The organism is Streptomyces sp. NPDC048523 (genome assembly GCF_043199815.1).
In the GTDB taxonomy this organism is placed as follows: Bacteria; Actinomycetota; Actinomycetes; order Streptomycetales; family Streptomycetaceae; genus Streptomyces.
This window is the reverse complement of the sequence record NZ_JBICWQ010000009.1, coordinates 48,448-70,184: the sequence shown is the minus strand read 5'-3', so window position 1 is coordinate 70,184 and position 21,737 is coordinate 48,448. Positions and strand designations below refer to the sequence as shown.

The 21,737-nt window shown below is 70.9% G+C and carries 18 protein-coding genes; 6 read left to right on the top strand and 12 right to left on the bottom strand.

Annotation, left to right across the window (positions count from 1 at the left end):
• Nucleotides 1-71: 71 nt before the first annotated feature.
• Together ACGFWE_RS35850 and ACGFWE_RS35845 are read left to right on the top strand one after the other, a co-directional pair.
• Entirely contained in the window at nucleotides 72-1,043 is a 972-nt protein-coding gene (locus ACGFWE_RS35850) for an LLM class flavin-dependent oxidoreductase (protein ID WP_393604281.1), read from the top strand.
• A 52-nt stretch (nucleotides 1,044-1,095) separates the two neighbouring features.
• Nucleotides 1,096-1,473 (top strand): hypothetical protein, encoded by a 378-nt coding sequence (locus tag ACGFWE_RS35845; RefSeq protein WP_393604279.1) that lies wholly within the window; start codon nucleotides 1,096-1,098, stop codon nucleotides 1,471-1,473.
• A gap of 121 nt (nucleotides 1,474-1,594) precedes the next feature.
• Here the strand turns inward: ACGFWE_RS35845 and ACGFWE_RS35840 are convergent, their stop codons facing one another.
• The 4 genes from ACGFWE_RS35840 to ACGFWE_RS35825 all read right to left on the bottom strand — a co-directional run bounded on the left by ACGFWE_RS35840 (nucleotide 1,595) and on the right by ACGFWE_RS35825 (nucleotide 7,827).
• A complete protein-coding gene (locus tag ACGFWE_RS35840) occupies nucleotides 1,595-3,013 on the bottom strand; it encodes a sugar porter family MFS transporter (protein WP_393604277.1) in 1,419 nt (472 codons plus the stop codon).
• Nucleotides 3,014-3,181: 168 nt separating this feature from the next.
• A complete protein-coding gene (gene smc, locus ACGFWE_RS35835) occupies nucleotides 3,182-6,736 on the bottom strand; it encodes a chromosome segregation protein SMC (protein WP_393604275.1) in 3,555 nt (1,184 codons plus the stop codon).
• A 223-nt stretch (nucleotides 6,737-6,959) separates the two neighbouring features.
• Nucleotides 6,960-7,163 carry a hypothetical protein gene (locus ACGFWE_RS35830; RefSeq protein ID WP_030667279.1) on the bottom strand — a complete coding sequence of 68 codons (204 nt, stop codon included), beginning with the start codon at nucleotides 7,161-7,163 and terminating at the stop codon, nucleotides 6,960-6,962.
• A 382-nt stretch (nucleotides 7,164-7,545) separates the two neighbouring features.
• Nucleotides 7,546-7,827, bottom strand: coding sequence for an acylphosphatase (locus ACGFWE_RS35825; RefSeq protein WP_057616505.1), 282 nt, complete (start codon nucleotides 7,825-7,827; stop codon nucleotides 7,546-7,548).
• A 172-nt stretch (nucleotides 7,828-7,999) separates the two neighbouring features.
• Between ACGFWE_RS35825 and ACGFWE_RS35820 the strand changes: the two genes are divergently transcribed.
• Both ACGFWE_RS35820 and ACGFWE_RS35815 read left to right on the top strand, forming a co-directional pair.
• Complete coding sequence (locus ACGFWE_RS35820) at nucleotides 8,000-9,082, top strand: CAP domain-containing protein (protein WP_393604273.1); 1,083 nt, start codon at nucleotides 8,000-8,002, stop codon at nucleotides 9,080-9,082.
• Between the two features lie 75 nt (nucleotides 9,083-9,157).
• Complete coding sequence (locus ACGFWE_RS35815) at nucleotides 9,158-9,559, top strand: helix-turn-helix domain-containing protein (RefSeq protein WP_352389411.1); 402 nt, start codon at nucleotides 9,158-9,160, stop codon at nucleotides 9,557-9,559.
• Here ACGFWE_RS35815 and mutM read toward each other — a convergent pair.
• From mutM to recG, 8 genes are all read right to left on the bottom strand, one after another.
• Entirely contained in the window at nucleotides 9,532-10,392 is an 861-nt protein-coding gene (mutM, locus tag ACGFWE_RS35810) for a bifunctional DNA-formamidopyrimidine glycosylase/DNA-(apurinic or apyrimidinic site) lyase (protein ID WP_352389410.1), read from the bottom strand. The genes ACGFWE_RS35815 and mutM overlap by 28 nt on opposite strands.
• A 107-nt stretch (nucleotides 10,393-10,499) precedes the next feature.
• Nucleotides 10,500-11,336, bottom strand: a complete 837-nt coding sequence (rnc, locus tag ACGFWE_RS35805) for a ribonuclease III (RefSeq protein WP_352389564.1) — start codon at nucleotides 11,334-11,336, stop codon at nucleotides 10,500-10,502.
• A 19-nt stretch (nucleotides 11,337-11,355) separates the two neighbouring features.
• Nucleotides 11,356-11,529, bottom strand: coding sequence for a 50S ribosomal protein L32 (gene rpmF / locus ACGFWE_RS35800; RefSeq protein WP_006139588.1), 174 nt, complete (start codon nucleotides 11,527-11,529; stop codon nucleotides 11,356-11,358).
• Between the two features lie 2 nt (nucleotides 11,530-11,531).
• On the bottom strand, nucleotides 11,532-12,188 hold the full coding sequence (locus tag ACGFWE_RS35795; protein WP_352389409.1) for a DUF177 domain-containing protein: 657 nt from the start codon (nucleotides 12,186-12,188) through the stop codon (nucleotides 11,532-11,534).
• Nucleotides 12,189-12,320: 132 nt separating this feature from the next.
• Complete coding sequence (locus ACGFWE_RS35790) at nucleotides 12,321-13,379, bottom strand: ATP synthase F0 subunit B (RefSeq protein WP_393604270.1); 1,059 nt, start codon at nucleotides 13,377-13,379, stop codon at nucleotides 12,321-12,323.
• Nucleotides 13,380-13,436: 57 nt separating this feature from the next.
• Nucleotides 13,437-13,916 (bottom strand): pantetheine-phosphate adenylyltransferase, encoded by a 480-nt coding sequence (gene coaD / locus ACGFWE_RS35785; protein ID WP_020138732.1) that lies wholly within the window; start codon nucleotides 13,914-13,916, stop codon nucleotides 13,437-13,439.
• A gap of 26 nt (nucleotides 13,917-13,942) precedes the next feature.
• Nucleotides 13,943-14,530 carry a 16S rRNA (guanine(966)-N(2))-methyltransferase RsmD gene (rsmD, locus tag ACGFWE_RS35780; RefSeq protein WP_393604268.1) on the bottom strand — a complete coding sequence of 196 codons (588 nt, stop codon included), beginning with the start codon at nucleotides 14,528-14,530 and terminating at the stop codon, nucleotides 13,943-13,945.
• Between the two features lie 39 nt (nucleotides 14,531-14,569).
• Nucleotides 14,570-16,786 carry an ATP-dependent DNA helicase RecG gene (recG, locus tag ACGFWE_RS35775; protein ID WP_393604266.1) on the bottom strand — a complete coding sequence of 739 codons (2,217 nt, stop codon included), beginning with the start codon at nucleotides 16,784-16,786 and terminating at the stop codon, nucleotides 14,570-14,572.
• A gap of 167 nt (nucleotides 16,787-16,953) precedes the next feature.
• On the opposite strand from recG, the gene ACGFWE_RS35770 reads away from it, so the two are divergent.
• Nucleotides 16,954-18,789: an HSP90 family protein gene (locus ACGFWE_RS35770; RefSeq protein WP_393604264.1), complete on the top strand. Its 1,836-nt coding sequence runs from the start codon at nucleotides 16,954-16,956 to the stop codon at nucleotides 18,787-18,789.
• Nucleotides 18,789-21,734 (top strand): tetratricopeptide repeat protein, encoded by a 2,946-nt coding sequence (locus tag ACGFWE_RS35765; RefSeq protein ID WP_393604262.1) that lies wholly within the window; start codon nucleotides 18,789-18,791, stop codon nucleotides 21,732-21,734. The genes ACGFWE_RS35770 and ACGFWE_RS35765 overlap by 1 nt, the downstream gene beginning before the upstream one ends.
• Nucleotides 21,735-21,737 lie beyond the last annotated feature (3 nt).

Here is a 21,737-nt window from a genome sequence, read left to right as displayed (position 1 = left end):
CACCCCATGGCAATCTGACGTCCCGTCAGCTACCGTCCCCGCACCACCCGTCCGGTGAAGGGGGACCTCCCATGCCCGTCACGGTCGTCCGTTTCAACCTCGTCGAGCCCGGCGCGACGCCCGCCTCCCTCAGCGCCCGCTACCGGGCCGCCCTGGACATGGCCGCGTACGCCGACGAGCACGGGATCACCACCGTGCAGACCGAGGAGCACCACGGCGTCGACAACAACTGGCTGCCGTCGCCGTTCGCCTTCGCCGGCGCGGTGTTCGGCGCGACACGCACCATCGCGGTCACCGTCTCCGCCGTGATCGGCCCGCTGCACGACCCGCTCCGCCTGGCCGAGGAGATCGCCGTACTGGATCTGCTGAGCGGCGGCCGGCTGGTGACGGTCGCCGGGATCGGATACCGCCCCGAGGAGTACGCCCTGTTCGACGTGGAGTGGCGGCGGCGGGGCCGCTTGCAGGACGAGCTGCTGGAGACCCTGCTGAAGGCCTGGACCGGCGAGGAGTTCGAGTACCGGGGCCGTACGGTACGGGTCACCCCGCGCCCCTTCACCGACCCGCACCCCCTGCTCCTGGTCGGCGGCTCCTCCAAGGCAGCCGCCCGCCGGGCCGCCCGCCTGGGCCTGCCCTTCTTCCCCAGCGCGCATCTGCCGGAGCTGGAGGCGTACTACAAGGAACGGCTCGTCGAGTACGGCACCGAGGGCTGGACCATGATGCCGACGGCCGAGACGCCGCTGCTGCACATCGCCGAGAACCCGGACGAGGCATGGGCGCGTCACGGAGAGCACTTCCTCCACGAGGCCCGGACCTACGCCTCCTGGCAGTCCGGCGACATCCGCTCGGCGGTCCGCTCGGCGGCCACGTCGGTGGACGAGCTCCGCGCGGAAGGCGTGTACCGGATCCTCACGCCCGAGGAGTGCGTGGAGCAGGGCCTCGACAACCTGGTCCTGCATCCGCTGGCGGGCGGGATGCCGGTGGAGGAGGGGTGGCGGAGCCTGCGGCTGTTCGCGGAACGCGTGCTTCCGGCGCTGGGCGGCTGAGCCGGGCGATATCCAGTGGCCGACGAGGACTCGGCGATGCTCCACTGAGCCCATGAGTCTGCTGGTGGAAGTGTTCGTCCTGGAGCCGGACGGCAAGCGGCGGATCCTCGACGTGCCGCCCGACGTGTACCAGTCCGGCGGCTTCGAGTCGTGGCGTACGACGGTGTGGGGATCGGAGTTCGTGCGCTCGCTCGGTGCCCGCTTCCTGCCTGTACTGGCCGAGGGCGACCTTTATGTCGAGGCCGAGGACGTGCCGGCCTTCCAGCGCGAGGTGGCGCTGCTGCGCTCCCGTCTCGACGAGTTCGCCCACGGCACTCGGCGACCGCGGACGGTCGAGGAGCACCGGCACCAGATCGACACCCGGCTGCGGATCATCGAGGAGAGCTCCCGCAAGGCCCTGGAGATCGGCGGCGGCGTCCTCGTCTGGTGAGTCCGCGTACGGTACGACACCGCCGCCCCCGGTCCAGGCGGTTGCCGGGCCGGGGGCGGCGGACGGTTCGGGGAGAAGGGCAGCGGGGTGTTGGCCCCTCCCCCCGGGTTCGCGGGGGCCGTCAGCCCATCTCCTCCAGGGCCTTGCCCTTCGTCTCCTTGACGTACTTGAGGACGAACGGGATGGAGAGCGCGGCGAAGACCGTGTAGATCACGTAGGTCGCGGAGAGGTTCCAGTCGGCCAGCGACGGGAAGCTCGCGGTGATGGCCCAGTTGGCGATCCACTGCGCTGCCGCGGCCACGCCCAGGGCGGCGGCACGGAGCTTGTTCGGGAACATCTCGCCGAGGAAGACCCACACGACGACACCCCAGGACAGGGCGAAGAAGAGGACGAACACGTGGGCGGCGATCAGCGCGGTCCAGCCCTGCGCGGCCGGCAGCTTGCCGTCGACCAGGTCGAAGGAGAACGCCCATGCCTCCAGCGCCAGACCGATCACCATGCCGACGGAGCCGATCAGGGCGAGCGGGCGGCGGCCGACGCGGTCCACGAAGATCATCGCGATCACGGTGCCGACGATGTTGATGATCGACGTCGTGAAGGAGTAGAGGAACGAGTCCGTCGGGTCGACGCCGACCGACTGCCACAGCGTCGAGGAGTAGTAGAACGCGACGTTGATGCCGACGAACTGCTGGAAGACCGACAGGCCGATGCCGACCCAGACGATCGGCTTGAAGAAGAAGGAGCCGCCGAGCAGGTCCTTGAAGCTCGACTTGTGCTCGCTCTTCATGGCGTGCTCGATCTCGGCCACGCGCGCGTCCAGGTCGATCCTGTCGCCCTCGACCTCCGCGAGGATCTCCCGGGCCCGCTCGTGCTTGCCGACGGAGATCAGGAACCGCGGGGACTCGGGGATGGCGAAGGAGAGCAGCCCGTAGAGGACGGCCGGGATCACCATGACGCCGAGCATGACCTGCCAGGCCTCCAGGCCCATCAGCTTGCCGCGCTGGTCACCGCCGGCGGCGTTCAGCAGACCCCAGTTGACCAGCTGCGAGACGGCGATGCCGATGACGATCGCGGCCTGCTGGAAGGAGCCGAGCCGGCCGCGGTAGGCGGGCGGGGCGACCTCGGCGATGTAGGCGGGGCCGATGACCGAGGCCATGCCGATGGCGAAGCCGCCGACGACCCGCCAGAACGCCAGGTCGTACAGCGCGAAGGGCAGCGCCGAACCGACGGCGCTGACCGTGAAGAGCACGGCCGAGATCTGCATGCACCGGATACGGCCGATGCGGTCCGCGATGCGTCCCGCGGTCGCCGCGCCGATCGCACAGCCGATCAGGGCGATGGCGATGACCTGCGCCAGGGCCGCGGAGCCGACGTCGTAGCGGCCTCGGATGGCCTCGACCGCGCCGTTGATCACGGAGCTGTCGTAACCGAAGAGGAATCCGCCCATCGCGGCCGCCGCCGCGATGAAGATGACGTGCCCGAGATGATCGGGATGAGCCGTTCCGGCTCCTGACTTCTGCGCCTGCGCTGTGCTGGTCACGCTCAACTCCTAAGGCCATCGGCAACGCTGCCTGAAGGCAAGAACAACGATGGAAACCCTATGCCTTCAAGTTCCGAAACCAATAGCCGGGGCTGTGTGAGAAAACAGGCACGGAGGAAGTGTTCGTGTTCAAAGCATGAAGGAATGGAAACGGGGTACCCGAACGGGCTAGCGCAGCCGCTGGCTGATGACCTTCGAGACGCCGTCGCCCTGCATGGAGACGCCGTACAGCGCGTCGGCGACCTCCATCGTCCGCTTCTGGTGCGTGATCACGATGAGCTGCGAGGCCTCCTGCAGCTCCTGCATGATGCGGATCAGCCGCTGGAGGTTGGTGTCGTCGAGGGCTGCCTCGACCTCGTCCATGACGTAGAACGGGCTGGGCCGCGCCTTGAAGATCGACACCAGCAACGCCACGGCCGTGAGGGAACGCTCGCCACCGGAGAGCAGGCTGAGCCGCCTGACCTTCTTGCCCGGCGGCCGCGCCTCGACGTCCACGCCGGTGGTGAGCATGTTGTCGGGGTCGGTCAGGATCAGGCGCCCCTCGCCGCCCGGGAAGAGCCGGCTGAAGACGCCCTCGAACTGCCGGGCGGTGTCCCGGTAGGCCTCGGTGAAGACCTGCTCTACGCGCTCGTCGACCTCCTTCACCACCTGCAGCAGGTCGGCGCGGGTCTTCTTCAGGTCCTCCAGCTGCTCACTGAGGAACTTGTGCCGCTCCTCCAGCGCCGCGAACTCCTCCAGCGCCAGCGGATTGACCTTGCCGAGCTGCTGGTACGCCCGCTCGGCCGCCCTGAGCCGCTTCTCCTGCTCGGCCCGGTGGAACTGCTTCGGCTGATTGCGCGGATGCTCCGGATCCTCGGGCAGTTCCTCGCCCTCGGCGGGCGGGGAGGGCGGTACGAGCTGGTGGGGGCCGTACTCGTCGACGAGCCCCGCCGGCTCGACACCCAGTTCCTCCAGCGCCTTGGTCTCCAGCTGCTCGATCCGCATCCGCTTCTCGGCGCCGAGCACCTCGCCCCGGTGGACGGAGTCGGTCAGCTTGTCGAGCTCGGCCTTGAGATCACGGCCGGTGTTCCGAGCGGCGGTCAACTCCCGTTCTCTGAGCGCCTTGGCGGCCTCGGCGGCGGTCCGCTCCGCGTCCGCGCGTGCCAGGGACACCTCGACGTGCGCGAGCAGTTGCCGCGCACCGGAGGCGACGGCCTCGGCCACGGCGGCCTCGTGCCGCAGCCGGGCCCGCCGCTGTTCGGCACGCGCGCGTGCGTCCCGTTCCGCGCGGGCGGCCCGGTCGAGGGAGTCGGCCCGGCCGGCGAGCCCCTTGACCCGCTCCTCGTGGGTACGGACCTGGAGGCGGGCCTCCATCTCGGTCTGGCGGGCGTTGGCGCCGTCGGCGGCGAGACGGTCCCGTACGGAGGTGTCGGGCTCCTCCTCGACCGGCATCTCCTCGGCCACGGCGAGGCGTTCGGCGAGCTCCTCGACCTCTTCGAGTGCCTTCTCCAGCGCGTCCTGCGCCCGGGCGGCCGCCGCGGTGGAGCGCTCCGCCTCACCGGCGGCGCCCCTGGCCTGGCCGGACAGCCGGCCCAGCCGCTGGGCCACGGCCGACTTCTCCCGGTCGGCGGCCCGGCGGCGCTCCCCGAGCTCCTCCACTCGGGCCGTGCACTCCTTGCGCTGCTCCACCGCCGCGTGCTGGGCCTCGGCGAGTTCCTCGCACTGCACGGCCAGCTCTTCGAGTTCGGCGGCGGCCTGGTCGACGGATGCCTGTACTTCGAGGAGGCTGGGGACGCCTGCGGAGCCGCCGTGCGCGAAGTGCGCGCCGAGGAGGTCGCCTTCGGCGGTGACGGCGGTGAGCTGGGGGCGGGCGTAGACGAGGTCCTCGGCGTCTTCGAGGGTGCCGACGACGACGATGCCGTGGAGGAGGCGACGGACCGCCGGCATGAGGTCGGACGGTCCGCGGACGAGATCTGCCGCGAGTTGTCCTGTGGTGTCCGCGTCCCCGGAGGGCATGTCCTCGGGGCCGCCCGCCAAGAGGAGTGACGCTCGGCCGCCGTCCTGCTTGCGCAGCAGGCGGATCGCCTCCGCCGCGGCCGCCGGCGACGTGACCGCCAGCGCGTCCGCCGCCATGCCGAACGCCGCCGCCAGGGCGACCTCGTGGCCCGGGGTCACCGTCAGGAGCTCGGCCGCCGGGCCCAGCAAGCCGGTCAGACGGTCTTTCGCGCCCAGCAGCGCCCCTGTCCCGTCCTTCCTCCTCAACCCCATCGCCAAGGCCTCATGCCTGGCCTGTGTCGCCGCCCGTCTGCGTTCCGCCGCCGTGACCGCCTCGCGGGCGGCCGTCAGTGCGGCCTCCGCCTCCGCCAGCCGCTGCTTCGCCGCCTCGTGCTGCTCCGCCAGTTCCGCGTCGCCCGCGTCCAGGCCGTCGACCTCGGCCTTCAGCGCCTCGTACTCCTCCTGCGCGGCCACGGCCCGCTCCCGGGCCTCGTCCCGGGCGGCGGCGAGTCGGTCGATCTCGGCCTGGGCGGAGGCGGCGCGGGAACGGGCGGCGTTGACCTGGCCGCTGAGCCGGGCGAGGCCCTCACGGCGGTCGGCGATGGCCCGGGCCACGTCCTTCAGACGCCGTTCCTCCTGGGCGAGCTCGCGCTCCAGGTCGGCGCGGTGCGCGACCGTGTCCTCCAGGGCGTGCTCGGCCGCCTCCAGGGCAGCCTCCAGCTCGGCCTCCTGCTCGCGGATACGGGCGGCCTCGCGTTCCATGTCCTCGGGGTCACGGCCCCGCCGTTCCTCGGGCGGCGCCGAGGTCGCGCTCTTCACACGCGCGTCGGCCAGCGAGATCGTGCCGCGCACCCGCTCGGCGAGCTGGGACAGCTCGTACCAGGTCTGCTGGGCGCGCTGGAGCCGGGGCGTGAGCTGCCGTACCTCGTCCTCCAGAAGGGCCTCGCGCTGGAGGGCCTTCTTCAGTTCCAGCTCGGCGGCCTCCTTGCGCTCCTTCAGCGCGGCCTCGTCCGCGACCTCGGCCTGGAGCGCCTGCCGCAGTCGTACGAGATCGTCGGCGAGCAGCCGGAGACGGGCGTCCCGCAGGTCGGCCTGGATGACGGCGGCCCGGCGGGCGACCGCGGCCTGCCTGCCGAGCGGCTTGAGCTGGCGCCGGAGTTCGTCGGTGAGGTCCTGCACGCGCGCGAGGTTGGCCTGCATCGCGTCCAGCTTGCGCAGCGCCTTCTCCTTGCGCTTGCGGTGCTTGAGGACGCCCGCGGCCTCCTCGATGAAGGCGCGGCGGCCGGTCGGGTCCGCGTGCAGGACGGAGTCGAGCTGGCCCTGGCCGACGATCACATGCATCTCGCGGCCGATGCCGGAGTCGGACAGGAGTTCCTGGATGTCCAGCAGACGGCAGGTGTCGCCGTTGATCTGGTACTCGCTGCCGCCGTTGCGGAACATGATCCGCGTGATGGTGACCTCGGCGTACTCGATGGGCAGGGCGCCGTCGGAGTTGTCGATGGTCAGGGACACCTCGGCGCGGCCCAGCGGCGGACGCCCGGTGGTGCCGGCGAAGATGACGTCCTCCATCTTGCCGCCGCGCAGCGACTTGGCACCCTGCTCGCCCATGACCCAGCTGAGGGCGTCCACCACATTGGACTTGCCCGAGCCGTTCGGACCGACCACGCACGTGATCCCCGGCTCGAACCGGAGCGTGGTCGCCGACGCGAACGACTTGAACCCTCGGAGGGTCAGGGCCTTGAGGTGCACGGCGCTGGACTCTACCTTCCGCGGGTGTCTCACTCCATGAACGCGCTGTTGCCCGCGGTTTCACCGTTGAACGTGGAGGGCACACCAAACGTTAAGAGAGTGAAAGGGTGCACGGGGGCAAGAAAGAAGGGACGCCGAAGCGTCCCTTGCAAACTCTGACAACTTAGCGGTTGATACGGGCTGACCGGACCACTGCGTGAGCTGTCGTGGAGCGATGCAGCGATCAGGTGAGCGCAGGCTCCGCCTGGTGTGCGTCGATGCTCTCCATGATCCTGTCGTGAGAAGCGGCAGCCGCGAGCGAGTCATTCTCCGCCTGGATCCGTACGAGCTCGGATTCCAGGTCCTGGACGCGCTGCTGGAGCCGTCGCATCTCGGCGAGGAGTCGAGGGTCCGAGCCGCCGACGTAACCGAGAAGCGCCTTTGCCATGATGGATGGTCCTCCACACTGAGTGACCGACCGATGCGGTGTGGGTCGTGAGGGATTCGCACCCGCGGTGCTTGACACTTTTGAGTTCGTGCTGCGGTTGTTCCATGCCAAACAGCTAAGGTGCGCGGGGTGCTTTCAGCGTCTCACCAAAAAGTTTGACGGTCAACACGATCACGCCCCGTATTGGTGGCAACCCGCTCCGGCGCGGCCTGGGAACGGCGGCGCTACGGCTCCCTCGGGACCCCGGGGGCGTGACGATCATTGTTAGCTGCGGAGCCTGCCACGGCAGGGGCTTCTTGGCAACCACCAGCGCCTTTCTGCTTCCGGCAGGTGCCGGTGGCATGTCCCTCCGCCGCCGCCTGGGCCGTTTTACAGAAACCGCTCAACGGATGGCGAAGCCGTCGTAACCCCCGCGGGGTGTGTCCCAGATCTCGGTGACGCCGTCGACGCGGCCGGGCGTGTCGTCACCCAGGAGCCAGTCGAGGAGTCCCTGGCAACCCTTCCGCGGGCCCTCCGCGACCACCTGGACGCGTCCGTCGTCCAGATTGAGAGCAAAACCACTCAGGCCGCCGATCTCCAGGGCCTTGGCCCGCGTGAACCAGCGGAAACCCACACCTTGGACGCGTCCGCGCACCCAGGCGACCAGTCGTACATCCTCGCTCATGAGTGCAACCTAACCGGCCAATGTCTCTCCCGGCACTCCTTCAACTGGCGCCATGCGGTACTGTCCGCTGCCAATGAATCTCATACGAAACTCACTCGATCGTGTGGGTTTTGTGACTTTGGTTGACCGGGGGGACGCGTCGACCGCAAGAACAGACGAGGAAGGCAAGGACATGGGACGCCACCGACGCTCCGCCGCCGGCCGCGCCGCCCCGGGCCGCGCCACGGGGGTCACACCGGCACACACCTCCTTCGGGAGCGGCCACGACCCGCAGGACTCGTACAACTTCGCCTCGGTGGGCACCGCCACCTACCCGGGCCAGGAGGCCGACCCCTACGCGCGCAGTGACGCCTACCTGTTCGCGTCGGAGGAGGAGTACGCGCTGTACCGGGGCGAGGGCTACACGCCCGCCGACGGTCCGCGTCGCAGCGGCTCGCACCGCCGCCGCAAGAAGAACCTCGTGACGCCGGTCAAGACCGGTCTGCTCGGGGTCTCGGCCGCCGTCGCGATCGGCACGGTCGCGGTCGCCGCGGGCGTGGTTCCGGGCCTGGACAACTACAGGATCGGCGGCGGCAGCACCACCGGCGGGGATGTGCAGGCGGCGGGCTCGCCGACCAACTCGCCCGCCGAACAGGGCGGCACTTCCGGCAGCGCCGACAGCCGCGAGGACGGCTCGTCGACGAGCCGGGACGCCGAGCGCGCCTCCTCGCCCTCGCCGGCCCCCTCGACCTCGACGGCCGCGCCGACCGAGAAGCCGACGAAGAAGCCGACGAAGAAGCCGGCGGCCACGCCGAGCGAGAAGCCGGAGACGACTCCTTCGCAGAAGGAGCGTGAGCCCGCGAAGCAGGAGACCACCGCGCCGGTGGAGGTCTCCACGGAGGCCGCCGCCGAGGCCGAGGTGCTCAGGCTCGTCAACGTCGAGCGGGCGAAGGTGGGCTGCAGCCCCGTCGCCGCCAACAGCGCGCTGACCGAGCTCGCCGAAGCCTTCAGCAAGGCCATGGCCGACCAGGGCTTCTTCGACCACACCGACCCGAGCGGCGCCACCCCGTGGGACCGCGCGGCGAAGGCCGGGATCACCAGCCTCGGCGGCGAGAACATCGCCCGCGGCCAGGCCGACGCGGCCTCGGTCATGGAAGCCTGGATGAACAGCCCCGGCCACAAGGCCAACATCCTGAACTGCGACTTCAAGACGCTGGGCGTGGGCGTGCAGTTCGGTGCGGGCGGCCCCTGGTGGACCCAGGACTTCGGTTACTAGAGACCAACGCCGGTCGCACTAACTTTTCGTTAGTGCGACCTGTCGGTTAGTGCTGTCTTCCAGTACGCTCGTGCTATGGACACCACGCAGCAGCCCCCGGAGGCGCGGGACCTCCCGTACGACGTGTTCGCCAAGGCATGCCCCTCGCGCGGCACCCTGGAGCACGTGACGGGCCGCTGGGGCGCCCTCACCCTCGGCGCCCTGCACGAGGGCTCGCTGCGCTTCAACGAGCTGCGCCGCCGGGTCGACGGCGTGAGCGAGAAGATGCTCTCCCAGACGCTCCAGGCACTGGAGCGCGACGGCCTGGTCCACCGCGAGGCCCAGCCCACCAACCCACCCCGCGTCGACTACGAGCTGACCCCGCTGGGCCACGAGCTGGCCGAGCGCCTGCTGGGCCTCATCCACTTCGTCGAGGGCCGCATGGACGACGTCCTGGCCGCCCGTGAGCGCTACGACGTGACGCGCGGCGCCCGCTGACACCTCGGGCAGAAGTAGCTGGACCGGTTCATCCAGGGCCGCCGGCGCATCGGCGTACCGCACCGCTTGCACGGCAGCCCCTCACGGCCGTACGCGTCGAGGGAGCGGTCGAAGTACCCGGACTCGCCGTTGACGTTGACGTACAGGCTGTCGAAGCTGGTGCCGCCGACCGCGAGGGCCGCGTTCATCACGTCCCGGACGTGGCCCAGGAGTTCCGCGGTGCGGGGGCGCGTGAAGGTGCCGGTGGGGCGCTCGTAGTGGAGGCGGGAGCGCCACAGCGCCTCGTCCGCATAGATGTTGCCGACTCCACTGATCAACGACTGGTCCAGCAGAGCCCGTTTGATGGTGCTGCGCTTGCGGCGCAGGGCCTGGTGGAAGGCGTCGTCGTCGAAGAGCGGGTCGAGGGGGTCGCGCGCGATGTGCGCGATGACGTCGGGCAGGCCGTCGGGGGTGTTGTCGTGCAACGACAGTCCGCCGAAGGTGCGTTGGTCGACGAAGCGGAGTTCGGTGTCCACCTCGTCGGCGAACCTCACCCGGATCCTCAGGTGCTTCTCGTCGGGCGCGGCATGCGGCTGGACCAGCAACTGGCCGCTCATCCCGAGGTGCGCCAGGACCGACTGGCCGGTGTCCTCCAGGGGCAGCCAAAGGTACTTCCCGCGGCGGCTCGGGGTGCCGACGCGGTGGCCCTTGAGGCGGTGCGCGAAGTCGTCGGCACCGGCGAGGTGACGGCGGACCGCGCGCGGGTGCAGCACCTCGGCCTCGGCGACCGTACGGTGGGCGACCCACCTCTCGAGGCCTCGCCGTACGACCTCCACCTCGGGCAACTCGGGCATGGGGCTCCCCCGTCACGGACCGGTGTATGAGCCGAGCGCCCGCCCCGGTGTTCGGGGTCAGGCGCTCGGCTGCGCTGTTCTTCCGGACGCGCTGGTGCTTCCAGGCGTCAGGCGGAGACGGACGACGGACCTTCGTCGTCGTCCTCGGCGGCTTCTACGACCTCGACGGCCTCGACGGCCTCGACGATCTCAACGGCCTTCTCGGCCGCCGCCTCGGCGCGCTCGTCCGCTGCGGCCCGAATGGACCTCCAGGCGGACTCCGCGGCCTGCTGCTCCGCCTCCTTCTTGCTGCGGCCGGTGCCGGTGCCGTACGAGACGCCTCCGACGCGGGCGGCAGCAGTGAAGGTCTTCTCGTGATCGGGGCCGGTCTCCGTGACCAGGTACTCGGGCACGCCGAGCCCTTCGGTCGCGGTGAGCTCCTGGAGACTGGTCTTCCAGTCCAGGCCGGCACCGAGGTTGGAGGACTTCTCGATCAGTGGGTCGAAAAGCCGATGGACGAGCTCGCTCGCCGCATCGAGACCCTGGTCGAGATAGACCGCGCCGATCACCGCTTCCAGGGTGTCGGCGAGGATGGACGCCTTGTCCCGGCCGCCTGTGCCCTCTTCACCACGGCCGAGCCGGATGAAGGAACCCAGGTCGAGCCCGCGGCCGACCTCCGCCAGTGCACGTGAGTTGACCACCGCGGCCCGCAACTTGGCCAGCTGGCCTTCGGGCAGGTCGGGGTGGGTCGTGTACAGCGTGTCCGTGACCACGAGGCCGAGTACGGAGTCCCCGAGGAACTCCAGACGCTCATTGGTCGGCAGACCGCCGTTCTCGTACGCGTACGAACGGTGGGTCAGCGCACGCACCAGAAGGGCGGACTCGAGCTTGTACCCGAGCCGCCCTTCCAACAGCGTGTGGGACGAGGCCTGGTTGTCGCCCGCGTTCTTCTTCGGCGTGGACACAGTGCCTCTCACCAGCCGCTCAGACCTCGAGGACCTGGCGCTTGTTGTAGGTGCCGCAAGCGGGGCACGCGATGTGCTGCAGCTTGGGCTCGTGGCAGCGCTCGCACGCAACCAGGGTGGGGACCGCAGCCTTCCACTGCGACCGGCGGTGGCGCGTGTTGCTGCGCGACATCTTCCGCTTCGGAACAGCCACGGCTACTTCTCCTGCTTCTCGTTGGCGGGCGCCGATCGAGGCGCTTCGCCACTCATCTCGTCCTTCTCGCCGTCTTCGAGTGAACCGGCGAGTCCCTGCAGTGCCGCCCAACGGATGTCGACGGCGTCATGGTGGTGGTCCGGGTCGTCCGTGAGCCGCTCTCCGCATTCGGAGCACAGGCCCAGGCAGTCGTCCTGGCACACCGGCTGCATCGGCAGTGCGAGCACCACCGCATCACGCAGCACGGGTTCGAGGTCGAACAGACCGTCCTCGATGAAGAGCCTGTCCTCGTCTTCCTCGGCGTCGTCGGCCGGTTCCGCCGCTTTCACGCGGCCCCGGTCGTCGGCGTCAGGGTACGAGAACATCTCCTGGAAGTCCGCTTCGAGCGCCAGCTCGAGCGGCTCCAGACACCTTACGCACTCCCCCTTGGCCTGTGCACGGGCGGTGCCTGTGACAAGCACCCCTTCCATGACCGACTCCAGGCGGAGTTCGAGCTCGACCGGGGCGCCTTCCGGCACTCCGATCACTCCCTGGATACCGAGGTCCTTGGGAGCGTCGATCTCACGGGTCAGGCGCTGCAGCGCGCCAGGACGCCGGCCCAGCTCGTGTGTGTCGAACACGAGAGGGTTGCGGTGGTCGAGGCGGGCGTTCAGGGCCATTCCTGCTTTCGATCTTGGAACTTGGGGGGACGCCGCCCTTCGGTGTTCCCGGGCAGCGGTGATCGCGGACGTACACGCGACCGAAGAGCCAGGATACTGGACCTTTCGCTCACGGCCCAATCCGGTGGTCTCCTACTGGCCGCGACCCTGTTCGTACGCCCTCAACTGCTCCGGCGTGATCATGCCGGTGTCGAAGAGGCTGGTCTCGTCGAGGGCGTAGTTCTGCTGGGCCTGCTGCGGCTGGTGGGCCTGCTGGGCCTGGTTCTGGTCGTACTGCTGCTGGTCGTACCCCTGGTAGGCGTAGGGGTCGGCCTGCTGGTAGCCGTACTGGTCCTGCTGGGCGTAGGGATCGGGCTGCTGCTGTTGGTAGCCGGCGTAGGCGTCGCTCTGCTGCTGGTAGCCGTACGCCGGCTGCTGGGCGTACTCCGGCTGCTCGGCCTGGGCCGCCTGGGCCGCGGCCCGGTTGTCCTGCTCGGCGAGGGCGGTGAGGTCGGCCAGGTAGTCGGCGTCGCTGGAGTGCTGGACGGTGGAGGTGTTGTCGGCGAGTGCGCCGAGGTCGTCGGTGGCGATACGGCCGTGCAGCTTCTGGCGGCCGCGGCCGACGGCCTCCAGGGTCTTGGCGAGGACCGCCTCGAAGGCGCCGAGCTTGGCGTCGACGTAGGAGTCGGCGTCCTTGCGCAGGGTCTCGGGGTCGTGGCTGCGCTCGGGGGCGTCCTCGTCCTCGTAGCCGTGCTCGTCGAGACCCGGGCCGGTGCCCAGGAGCTTCTCGCGGCCGCGGCCGACCGAGCCGAGGGTCTTGGTGAGGACGACCTCGAAGTTGGCGAGCTTGGAGTCGACGTAGTCGTCGGCCTCCGCGCGGACCTCCTCGGCCTCCTGCCGGGCCTCGTTGAGGATCCGGTCGGCCTCGGCCTGGGAGCGGCGGGCGATCTCCGTGTCGGAGATCAGGGAGCCGCGCTCGGCGTGGGCCGTGGAGATGATGCGCTCGGCCTCCTGGCGGGCCTGCTCGACCATCTGGTCACGGTCGCCGATCAGCTCCTGGGCCTGCGCGAGGGAGCCCGGCAGGGCCTGGCGCAGCTCTTCGAGCATCGCGAGCAGTTCGGCGCGGTTGACGATCACCGAGGCCGACATGGGCATCGACCGGGCGCCGGAGACCGTGGACACGATCTCGTCGAGCTTCTTCTGCACGTCCACCTGTGCTCGCCACTCTCTACAGCCGTATTGGAGACGGACGGGACGACTGTAGCCCCATCAGCCCTTGCGGAGGCGTTCGTTCAGGGCTTCCAGGACCCTTGGGGGGACCAGGTGGGAGACGTCTCCGCCCCAGGTCGCGACCTCCTTGACGAGCGAGGAGGACAGGAAGCTGTAGGTGGGGTTGGTCGGCACGAAAAGGGTCTCGACACCGCTCAGGCCGTTGTTCATCTGGGCCATCTGGAGCTCGTAGTCGAAGTCGCTGACCGCGCGCAGGCCCTTGACGATGGCCGGGATGTCGCGCTCCTTGCAGTAGTCGACGAGCAGGCCGTGGAATGCCTCGACGATCACGTTGCCGTACTCGGCGGTGACCTCGCGGATCAGGTCGATCCGTTCGTCGATCTCGAACAGGCCCTTCTTGGACTTGTTGATCATCACCGCGACGTAGACCTCGTCGTACAGTCTGGAGGCGCGGGAGATGATGTCGAGGTGTCCGTTGGTGATCGGGTCGAACGACCCGGGACAGACGGCGCGGCGCACTTGAGATCCCTCGCTCTCCGGTCCGGTCATCGTGCGTCTTCGCACGTAGAGGCGGCGCGACCGTACCAAAACGTTCCCTCGCCGTAGCGACGGGCCTTGACCGCGTCGAATCCGGGCGGCCAGTGGAACTCTCCGCCTCTGGTGCTGCGCTCCACGGTGACGAGGGCCTCCGGTGCGAGCCAGTGTTCCGTGCGGAGTGTGAGCAGAATCTCGCGAAGATCGTGATCCGTGACCCGGTACGGCGGGTCCAGGAAGACGAGGTCGTACGGCTGTGCCGGCGTCCCTTGCTGGATGATCTGTTCGGCCTTGCCCGCGCGGACCTCGGCGCCGGGCAGGCCGAGGTTTTTGACGTTCTCGCGGATGGTGCGGGCGGCTCGCGCGTCGGCCTCGACCAGGAGGGTGTGGCTCGCGCCGCGGGAGAGGGCTTCCAGGCCGACCGCGCCCGATCCGGCGTAGAGGTCCAGGACCCGTTCACCTGCCAGGGGGCCGCCGAGGAGGGACTGCCAGGTGGAGAAGAGACCTTCGCGCGCCCGGTCGGAGGTGGGCCGGGTTCCGTTGCCCGGCGGGACGGCCAGGCGGCGTCCGCCGGCTCTGCCCGCGATCACGCGCGTCATCTTCGGTCCTTGTTCGTGGGTGGTTACGGATCCAGTTTCTCAGCCCTTTTCCAGGTACTGCTCCCTCTCCTCGTCCACAAGCGCCTCCAGGGCCGTGCGCAGGCCGGGAAGGCTCGTCAGCTCCGGGTCCGCCTCCACCACCGACGTGGCCTCCTGCCTCGCCTCCGCGATGATCTCCTCGTCCTCGATCACGGCGAGGACCCGCAGCGAGGTCCGGGCGCCGGACTGGGCCTGGCCCAGGACATCGCCCTCGCGGCGCTGTTCCAGGTCGATGCGGGAGAGCTCGAAGCCGTCCAGCGTCGACGCCACCGCGTTCAGCCGCTGGCGGGCCGGGCTCGCCTCGGGCATCTCCGAGACCAGCAGGCACAGCCCGGGCGCCGAACCCCGGCCCACCCGGCCGCGCAACTGGTGGAGCTGGGAGACGCCGAAGCGGTCGGCGTCCATGATGACCATCGCCGTGGCGTTGGGGACGTTGACGCCGACCTCGATGACCGTGGTGGCGACCAGGACGTGGGTCTCGCCGGCGGCGAAGCGGCGCATGACCGCGTCCTTGTCGTCGGGGTGCATCCGGCCGTGCAGCACCTCGACGCGCAGGCCGCTCAGGGGGCCCTTGGCGAGTTGGTCGGCGATGTCCAGGACGGCGAGGGGCGGGCGCTTCTCTGCCTCGTCCTCGGGGGACTTCTGCTTGGCGGACTTCTTGGGGTCGTCCTCCTCGTCGCCGATGCGGGGGCAGACGACGTAGGCCTGGTGGCCGTTCTCCACCTCCTCGCGGACGCGTTCCCAGGCGCGGGTGAGGAAGTGGGGCTTGTCCGCGGCCGGCACCACATGGCTGGCGATCGGGGAGCGGCCGGCCGGGAGCTGGTCCAGGACGGAGGTCTCCAGGTCGCCGAAGACCGTCATGGCGACCGTGCGCGGGATGGGGGTGGCCGTCATGACGAGGAGGTGGGGCGGCTGCCTTCCCTTGCCGCGCAGGGCGTCCCGCTGTTCGACGCCGAACCGGTGCTGTTCGTCGACCACGACCAGGCCCAGGTCGTGGAACTGCACCTTGTCCTCGATCAGCGCGTGGGTGCCGATCACGATCCCGGCCTCACCGGTGACCAGGTCCAGCATGGCCTGCCGGCGCGCGGCCGTGCCCATCGAACCGGTGAGCAGCACGACCTTGGTGCCCTGCTCGGAGCCGCCCAGCATGCCGCCCTCGGCGAGCTCGCCCATCATCTCCACGACCGAGCGGTGATGCTGCTGGGCGAGCACCTCGGTGGGGGCCAGCATGGCGGCCTGTCCGCCCGCGTCGACGACGGCGAGCATGGCGCGCAGGGCCACCAGGGTCTTTCCCGATCCGACCTCGCCCTGCAGCAGCCGGTGCATCGGATGGTCCGTGGCCAGGTCGTCGAAGATCTCCTTCGAGACCTTCTGCTGGCCTTCCGTGAGGGTGAAGGGGAGGCGGTCGTCGAAGGCCGTGAGGAGGCCGTCCGGAGCCGGTTTCCTCGGCACCGCGGGGAGTTGGGCGTCCGCGTGGCGGCGGCGGGCGAGGGCGACCTGGAGGACGAAGGCCTCGTCCCACTTGAGGCGGGCGTGCGCGTCGGCGATGTCGGCCTTGGTGTGCGGGCGGTGGATCTTGAGGAGGGCCTCGGGCAGAGGGATCAGGCCGCGGCCCTCGCGGAGGGACTCCGGGAGGGGGTCGACCGCCTCCAGGGCGCTCGGCAGAACCGTCTGGACCGCCTTGCCGATCTTCCAGGACTCCAGTTTGGCGGTGGCGGGGTAGAGGGGGATCAGGGCGCCCGCCCAGCTCTCCACCGTCTCCGCCGCCTCGTCGTCGGCTCCGCGCAGCAACTCGTAGGCAGGGTGGGCAAGTTGGAGGCGGCGGTTGAACAGGGAGACCTTGCCGGCGAACAGCGCGCGGGTGCCGGGCAGGAGTTCCTTGTGGGGCTTGTGGACGCCGTTGCCGAAGAAGACCAGTTGGAGGCGGCCGCTGCCGTCCGTGATGGTGACCTCCAGCCGCTGCCCCTTGCCCCGCGGCGCCTTGGCCGAGGCGAAGGTGTGCAGCCGGGCGTCGGCGACCTGGGCGACCACGGTGACGTGCTCGTCCATGGGCAGGTCGGCGAGGTGGGTCAGCTGCCCGCGCTCCTCGTAGCGGCGCGGGTAGTGGTGCAGGAGGTCGCCGACGGAGTGCAGGCCGAGATGCTCGGCCATCACCTTCGCGGTGGCGGGGCCGAGCACCTTCTTCAGTGGTTCTTCCAGCGCGGGCACGAGATCCATTGCACACCACACCACTGACATTGCCGTATACATACTGGGAAACCCCTGGTCAGACGGCTGGTTGGGGACTTAGGATGGCGCGCTCCGGCCATCCGCGGACCCCCGCCCCACCCGGGACCGCCCGACCCCGCGCCGCGTGCACGTTTCCCCCCACCGGCGCTGCGACGATGGATTCCCAGACCTCACAGTCATCACAGACACCCCAGGTACCTCAGCAACCTCATACGTTCCAGGTCGACCTGCGCGGTCTGGTGGACCTCCTCTCCCATCACCTCTACTCGAGCCCCAAGGTCTATCTGCGCGAGCTGCTCCAGAACGCGGTGGACGCGATCACGGCCCGGCGGGCCGAACAGCCGGACGCCCCGGCCAGGGTGCGGTTGTACGCCGAGAACGGCACCCTGCGGGTCGAGGACTCCGGGATCGGGCTCACCGAGGCGGACGTGCACGACCTGCTGGCCACCATCGGACGCAGCTCCAAGCGGGCCGAGGGCCTCCAGGAGGTGCGCTCCGGCTTCCTCGGGCAGTTCGGCATCGGCCTGCTCGCCTGCTTCGTGGTGGCCGAGCGGATCCGGGTGGTCAGCCGCAGCGCCCGTACGCCGGACGCGCCGCCCGTGGAGTGGACGGCGAGCGACGACGGTTCGTACCGGGTGCGGACGCTGCCCCACGACGCCCGTCCGGAGCCGGGCACCACCGTGCACCTGGTGGCGCGGGCGGGTGCCGGCGAGTGGCTCACGCCCGAGCGGGTCCTGCGGCTCGCCCGGGACTTCGGCTCCCTGCTGCCGTACGACGTCCGGGTCGACGACGAGGCGGTCACCGATCTGCCCGCGCCCTGGGACCGGCCGTACCCCTCCCCCGCCACCCGCAGGGTGGCCCTGGCCCGGCACTGTCACGAGCTGTTCGGCTTCACGCCACTGGACTCGATCGAACTGAACGTGCCGCTGGCCGGGATCCGGGGCGTGGCCTACGTCCTTCCCTCGGCGGTCAGTCCCGCCCAGCGGGCGACCCATCGCGTGCACCTCAAGGGCATGCTGCTGACCGAGCGGGCCGAACAGCTGCTGCCGGACTGGGCGTTCTTCGTGCGCTGCGTCCTGGACACCGACAGTCTGCGGCCCACGGCCTCGCGCGAGTCGCTGTACGAGGACGAGACGCTGGCCGCCGTACGGGAGGCGCTCGGGGAGCGGATCCGGTCCTGGCTGACCGGTCTGGCGGCCGGGGATCCGGAACGGCTCGCGGCCTTCCTGTCCGTGCACCACCTGGGCGTGAAGTCGCTCGCGCGGCACGACCCGGACATGCTGCGCACGATGCTGCCGTGGCTGCCGTTCGAGACGACCGACGGGCGGCTGTCGCTGGAGGAGTTCGCGCAGCGGCACGCGGTGGTGCACTTCACGCGGACCGTCGAGGAGTACCGGCAGGTCGCGCCGATCGCCTCCGCGCAGGGCGTCGGGGTGGTCAACGGCGGCTACACGTACGACAGCGACCTGGTCGAGGCGCTGCCCTCGGTGCGGCCCGGGACGGTCGTCGCGGAGCTGGACGCGGACACCGTCACCGCCCACATGGGCCTGGTCGATCCGGCCGAGGAGCTGGCCCTGTCCGGCTTCCTGGCGGCCGCGCGGGCCAGGCTGGACCCGCTGGGCTGTGACGTGGTCCTGCGTGCGTTCCGCCCGCTGTCCGTCCCCGCGCTGCACTTGGACGACCGGGACGCCCGGCACGAGCAGGCGCGGGCGGAGGCCGAGGAGGGGGCCGACGACCTGTGGGCGGGCATCCTCGGCTCGCTGCGCGGCAGCGCCCCACGCGCGCGTCTCGTGCTGAACCATCTCAACCCGCTGGTACGGCGGATCGGTTCGCTGGGCGATCCGGAGCTGATCGGCACCGCCACCGAGTCCCTGTACGGACAGGCGCTGCTGATGGCCCAGCGGCCGCTGCGGCCCGCGGACTCGGCGCTGCTGAACCGGGCCTTCATGGGCCTGCTGGAGTGGGCCACGAACGGCGAGGAGGGCCGCTGATGAGCGGGGTCGACGGGATCGGCGGGGTCACGGCCTTCGACGCACTGCGCCGGGCGATGGCGGAGAACGCCGAGGAACCGGAGGGGCCCGCCCGCAACGCGCGCGCGGAACAGCTGCTCGCCGAGGCGGAGAAGCTGAACATCCCGCTCGCGGTCGTCGAGGCGCTCGGGCACCAGCTGAAGGTCTACAACTACAGCTCCGAGAAGGCCAAGATGTTCGTCCCCTTCGCGCGGCTGCTGCGCATGTGGGACGAGCACCCCGAGGACTTCGACGAGTACGAGACGCACTCGCTGCACTGGGTCTTCAAGTGGATGACGGCCGGCATGCTCGACCAGCCGCACATCCCGCTCGCCGCCGTCGAGAAGTGGCTCGGCGAGATGGAGCACCGCTACCGGCTGGCCGGGCACTCCGAACGGGCCGTGCGCAGCGCCGAGTACAGCGTGGCCGCGCACGTCGGGGACCTGGAGCGGGCCGGGCGCGCGTACGCCGCGTGGCTGGCCGCCGACCGGGACAGCATGGCCGACTGCCACGCCTGCGAGCTGCACGAGCAGGGCTGGTGGCAGGTACAGCGCGGGCGGGACGAGGAGGCGCTCGACCTGTGGGCGCCGGTCCTGGAGGGCGAGTTCACGTGCGCCCACGAGCCGCACGCGGCCCTCGCGTCCTCCCTCACGCCGTTGCTGCGCCTGGGCCGCCTCGACGAGGCGCGCGCCAACCACCTGCGGGGCTTCCGGCTCGTGCGGTCCATGGAGAGCATGCGCAGCGCCTACGCCGACCACGTCGAGTTCTGCGCGCTCAGCGGCAACGAGGCACGGGCCCTGGAACTGCTCGCGGAGCGTCCCGCGTACTTCACGGACGACGGCCATCCCCGCAGCAGGCTGGACTTCATGGCCGTGGTGGCGCTGCTCATGGACCGTCTCGTCGAGCTCGGTCCGGCCGACCGGCCGGTGCCGGGGCCCGCGGGCCGGTCCTGGACCGCGGCCGAGCTCGCCGCCCACGCGCGCGCGGAGGCCCTCGCGCTGGCCGCCCGCTTCGACGAGCGCAACGGCACGGCCCACGTCAGCGAGCGGGCACGCGCGCGTATGGCGCAGCGGCCACTGGTGGAACGGCTGCCGCTGGGCGTGCGGGCGGTCCGGACGGTCGCCGCTCCCGCGGTGGCGCCGCCCGCCCCCGCGACCGCCCGAGAGCCCGATCCGGCCGCGCTGGTCGCCGAGGCCCGGCGGCTGTCGGACACCCTCCAGCCGAACGCCGTGGAGGCGTGGGCGGCGGTCGCGCGGGCCGCCGAGGGCATCGAGCTGGATCCGCGGGACCGGGCGGAGATCGCCGACCACGAGGCGATGGACCTGGGCCCTGCGGGTCTCGAACTGTTCGAGCGCGCGGCCGAGTTGTACGCGGAGGCGGGCGACCCGGGCGAGTCGCTGGCCGCACACGCGCGTGCCGCGTACGTGCGCGCGCTGGCGGGCGAGGTGGCCGAGGCGCTCGCCGCGATCGCCGGGCCGTACGACGAGGTCCTCGCGCTCTACTCCGTGGACGGCACCGGCGTACGGCAGACGGCGTCGGTGCTGATGTCCCGGGCGCGGATCCTGATGCGACGGGTGCACGAGGGCGACGACGAGGCGTTCCTGAGGGACGCCGAGTCGGCCGTACGGGAGGTGCTCGCCCTCGCCGAGGGGCGGACCGGGGACGATGTGCGGCTCGCCGCGCGGGTCGCCGAGGCGCAGGCGATGCTGGCGGAGCTGGCCGCACGGACCGGGGACGTGCAGGGGGCGGCCGAGCTGTTCACGTGGGCCGCGGCCGCGTTCGTGGAGGCGGGACTGCCGTGGTTCGCGGTGGAGTACGAGGCCAGGCTGGCCGGGCTCCTGCACCACCTGGGCGATCCGGCCGGGACGGAACAGGCGCTGCGGGCGGCCCTGGAGCACGGCGGGCCGCACCTGGAGGCGATCGGACGGGCCCAGCTGCATCTCCAGCTCGCCGAGGTCGTCGGCGGCCGGGGCCTGGCCGAGGAGGCCGCCGAGCATGCCCTGGAGGCCGCTCACTGGGCCGACGAGGCCGGGGAGGGACCGACGCTGGGTGCCCTGGCCCGGCACCAGCTGGGTGGCTTCCTGCTGCGTCTCGGCCGGTGGGCCGAGGCCGCCGAGGTACTGGAGTCGGCGCTGCCCGACCTGAGCGCGGACCAGCACGGCGAGGGAGCTGTCGTCCAGGCTCAGTGGTGGCTCGGCGACTGTCTGAGCGAGCTGGGCGAACACCGGGAAGCGGCCGAACGGCGCCTGCAGGCCGCCGAGATCGCCCGGCGATGGCCCGAGCAGCACGACCACGCCACCCTCGCCCACCTGGCCGCCGAGTCGCTCGGGGCCGCAGAGCTGCCCGCCGAGGCCGACCGGGCGTACGCGCGCGCGGGCGCTCTGTGGCGGGAGCTGGGCAACGTGCACGGCCTCGTCCGCTCCCTGCGGGCCCGCGCCTGGCTCGCGCTGCGCGCGGAGGACGGGGCGGAGACGGCACGGGAGTTGATGGCGGACGCGGTCCGGGAATGCGAGGCCGCGCTGGGTGACACGGGGGCCGACGAGGAGGCGCGGCAGCGGCTGGTCGGCGAACTCGGGCACACACGCCGGCAGTTCGGGGACCTCATCGCCCGTTCCGTGCCGGAGGACGCCGGGGACGACTCGATCCGGGCGGTGCTGGAGGAGTCGCTGGAGCAGGTGGTGGAGGCGGTGGTCGTGTTCGCCTCGCTCGGGGACGACGCCCTGGACGCCCGGACCGGTGCCGAACTCGCGGCCGGCTGGCTGGCGATCGACCTGAGCCGGCCCGCGGAGGCGGCGGCACGCGCGCGTGCGGTGCTCGACGCCTACGGCGACTCCTATGGCGGCGCGGACGGGGCCGACGGGACGGCACAGGCACGGCGGGCCGAGGCGGAACAGATGCTGGAGCTCATGGAGGCACAGGAGAGGTAGGAG

Bases quoted from the DNA above. Each gene is read 5' to 3' on its own strand.
- ACGFWE_RS35850 (WP_393604281.1), top strand. From the start codon at position 72: ATGCCCGTCACGGTCGTCCGTTTCAACCTCGTCGAGCCCGGCGCGACG.
- ACGFWE_RS35845 (WP_393604279.1), top strand. From the start codon at position 1,096: ATGAGTCTGCTGGTGGAAGTGTTCGTCCTGGAGCCGGACGGCAAGCGG.
- ACGFWE_RS35830 (WP_030667279.1), bottom strand. From the start codon at position 7,163: ATGGCAAAGGCGCTTCTCGGTTACGTCGGCGGCTCGGACCCTCGACTC.
- ACGFWE_RS35825 (WP_057616505.1), bottom strand. From the start codon at position 7,827: ATGAGCGAGGATGTACGACTGGTCGCCTGGGTGCGCGGACGCGTCCAA.
- ACGFWE_RS35820 (WP_393604273.1), top strand. From the start codon at position 8,000: ATGGGACGCCACCGACGCTCCGCCGCCGGCCGCGCCGCCCCGGGCCGC.
- ACGFWE_RS35815 (WP_352389411.1), top strand. From the start codon at position 9,158: ATGGACACCACGCAGCAGCCCCCGGAGGCGCGGGACCTCCCGTACGAC.
- mutM (WP_352389410.1), bottom strand. From the start codon at position 10,392: ATGCCCGAGTTGCCCGAGGTGGAGGTCGTACGGCGAGGCCTCGAGAGG.
- ACGFWE_RS35795 (WP_352389409.1), bottom strand. From the start codon at position 12,188: ATGGCCCTGAACGCCCGCCTCGACCACCGCAACCCTCTCGTGTTCGAC.
- rsmD (WP_393604268.1), bottom strand. From the start codon at position 14,530: ATGACGCGCGTGATCGCGGGCAGAGCCGGCGGACGCCGCCTGGCCGTC.
- recG (WP_393604266.1), bottom strand. From the start codon at position 16,786: ATGGATCTCGTGCCCGCGCTGGAAGAACCACTGAAGAAGGTGCTCGGC.
- ACGFWE_RS35770 (WP_393604264.1), top strand. From the start codon at position 16,954: ATGGATTCCCAGACCTCACAGTCATCACAGACACCCCAGGTACCTCAG.
- ACGFWE_RS35765 (WP_393604262.1), top strand. From the start codon at position 18,789: ATGAGCGGGGTCGACGGGATCGGCGGGGTCACGGCCTTCGACGCACTG.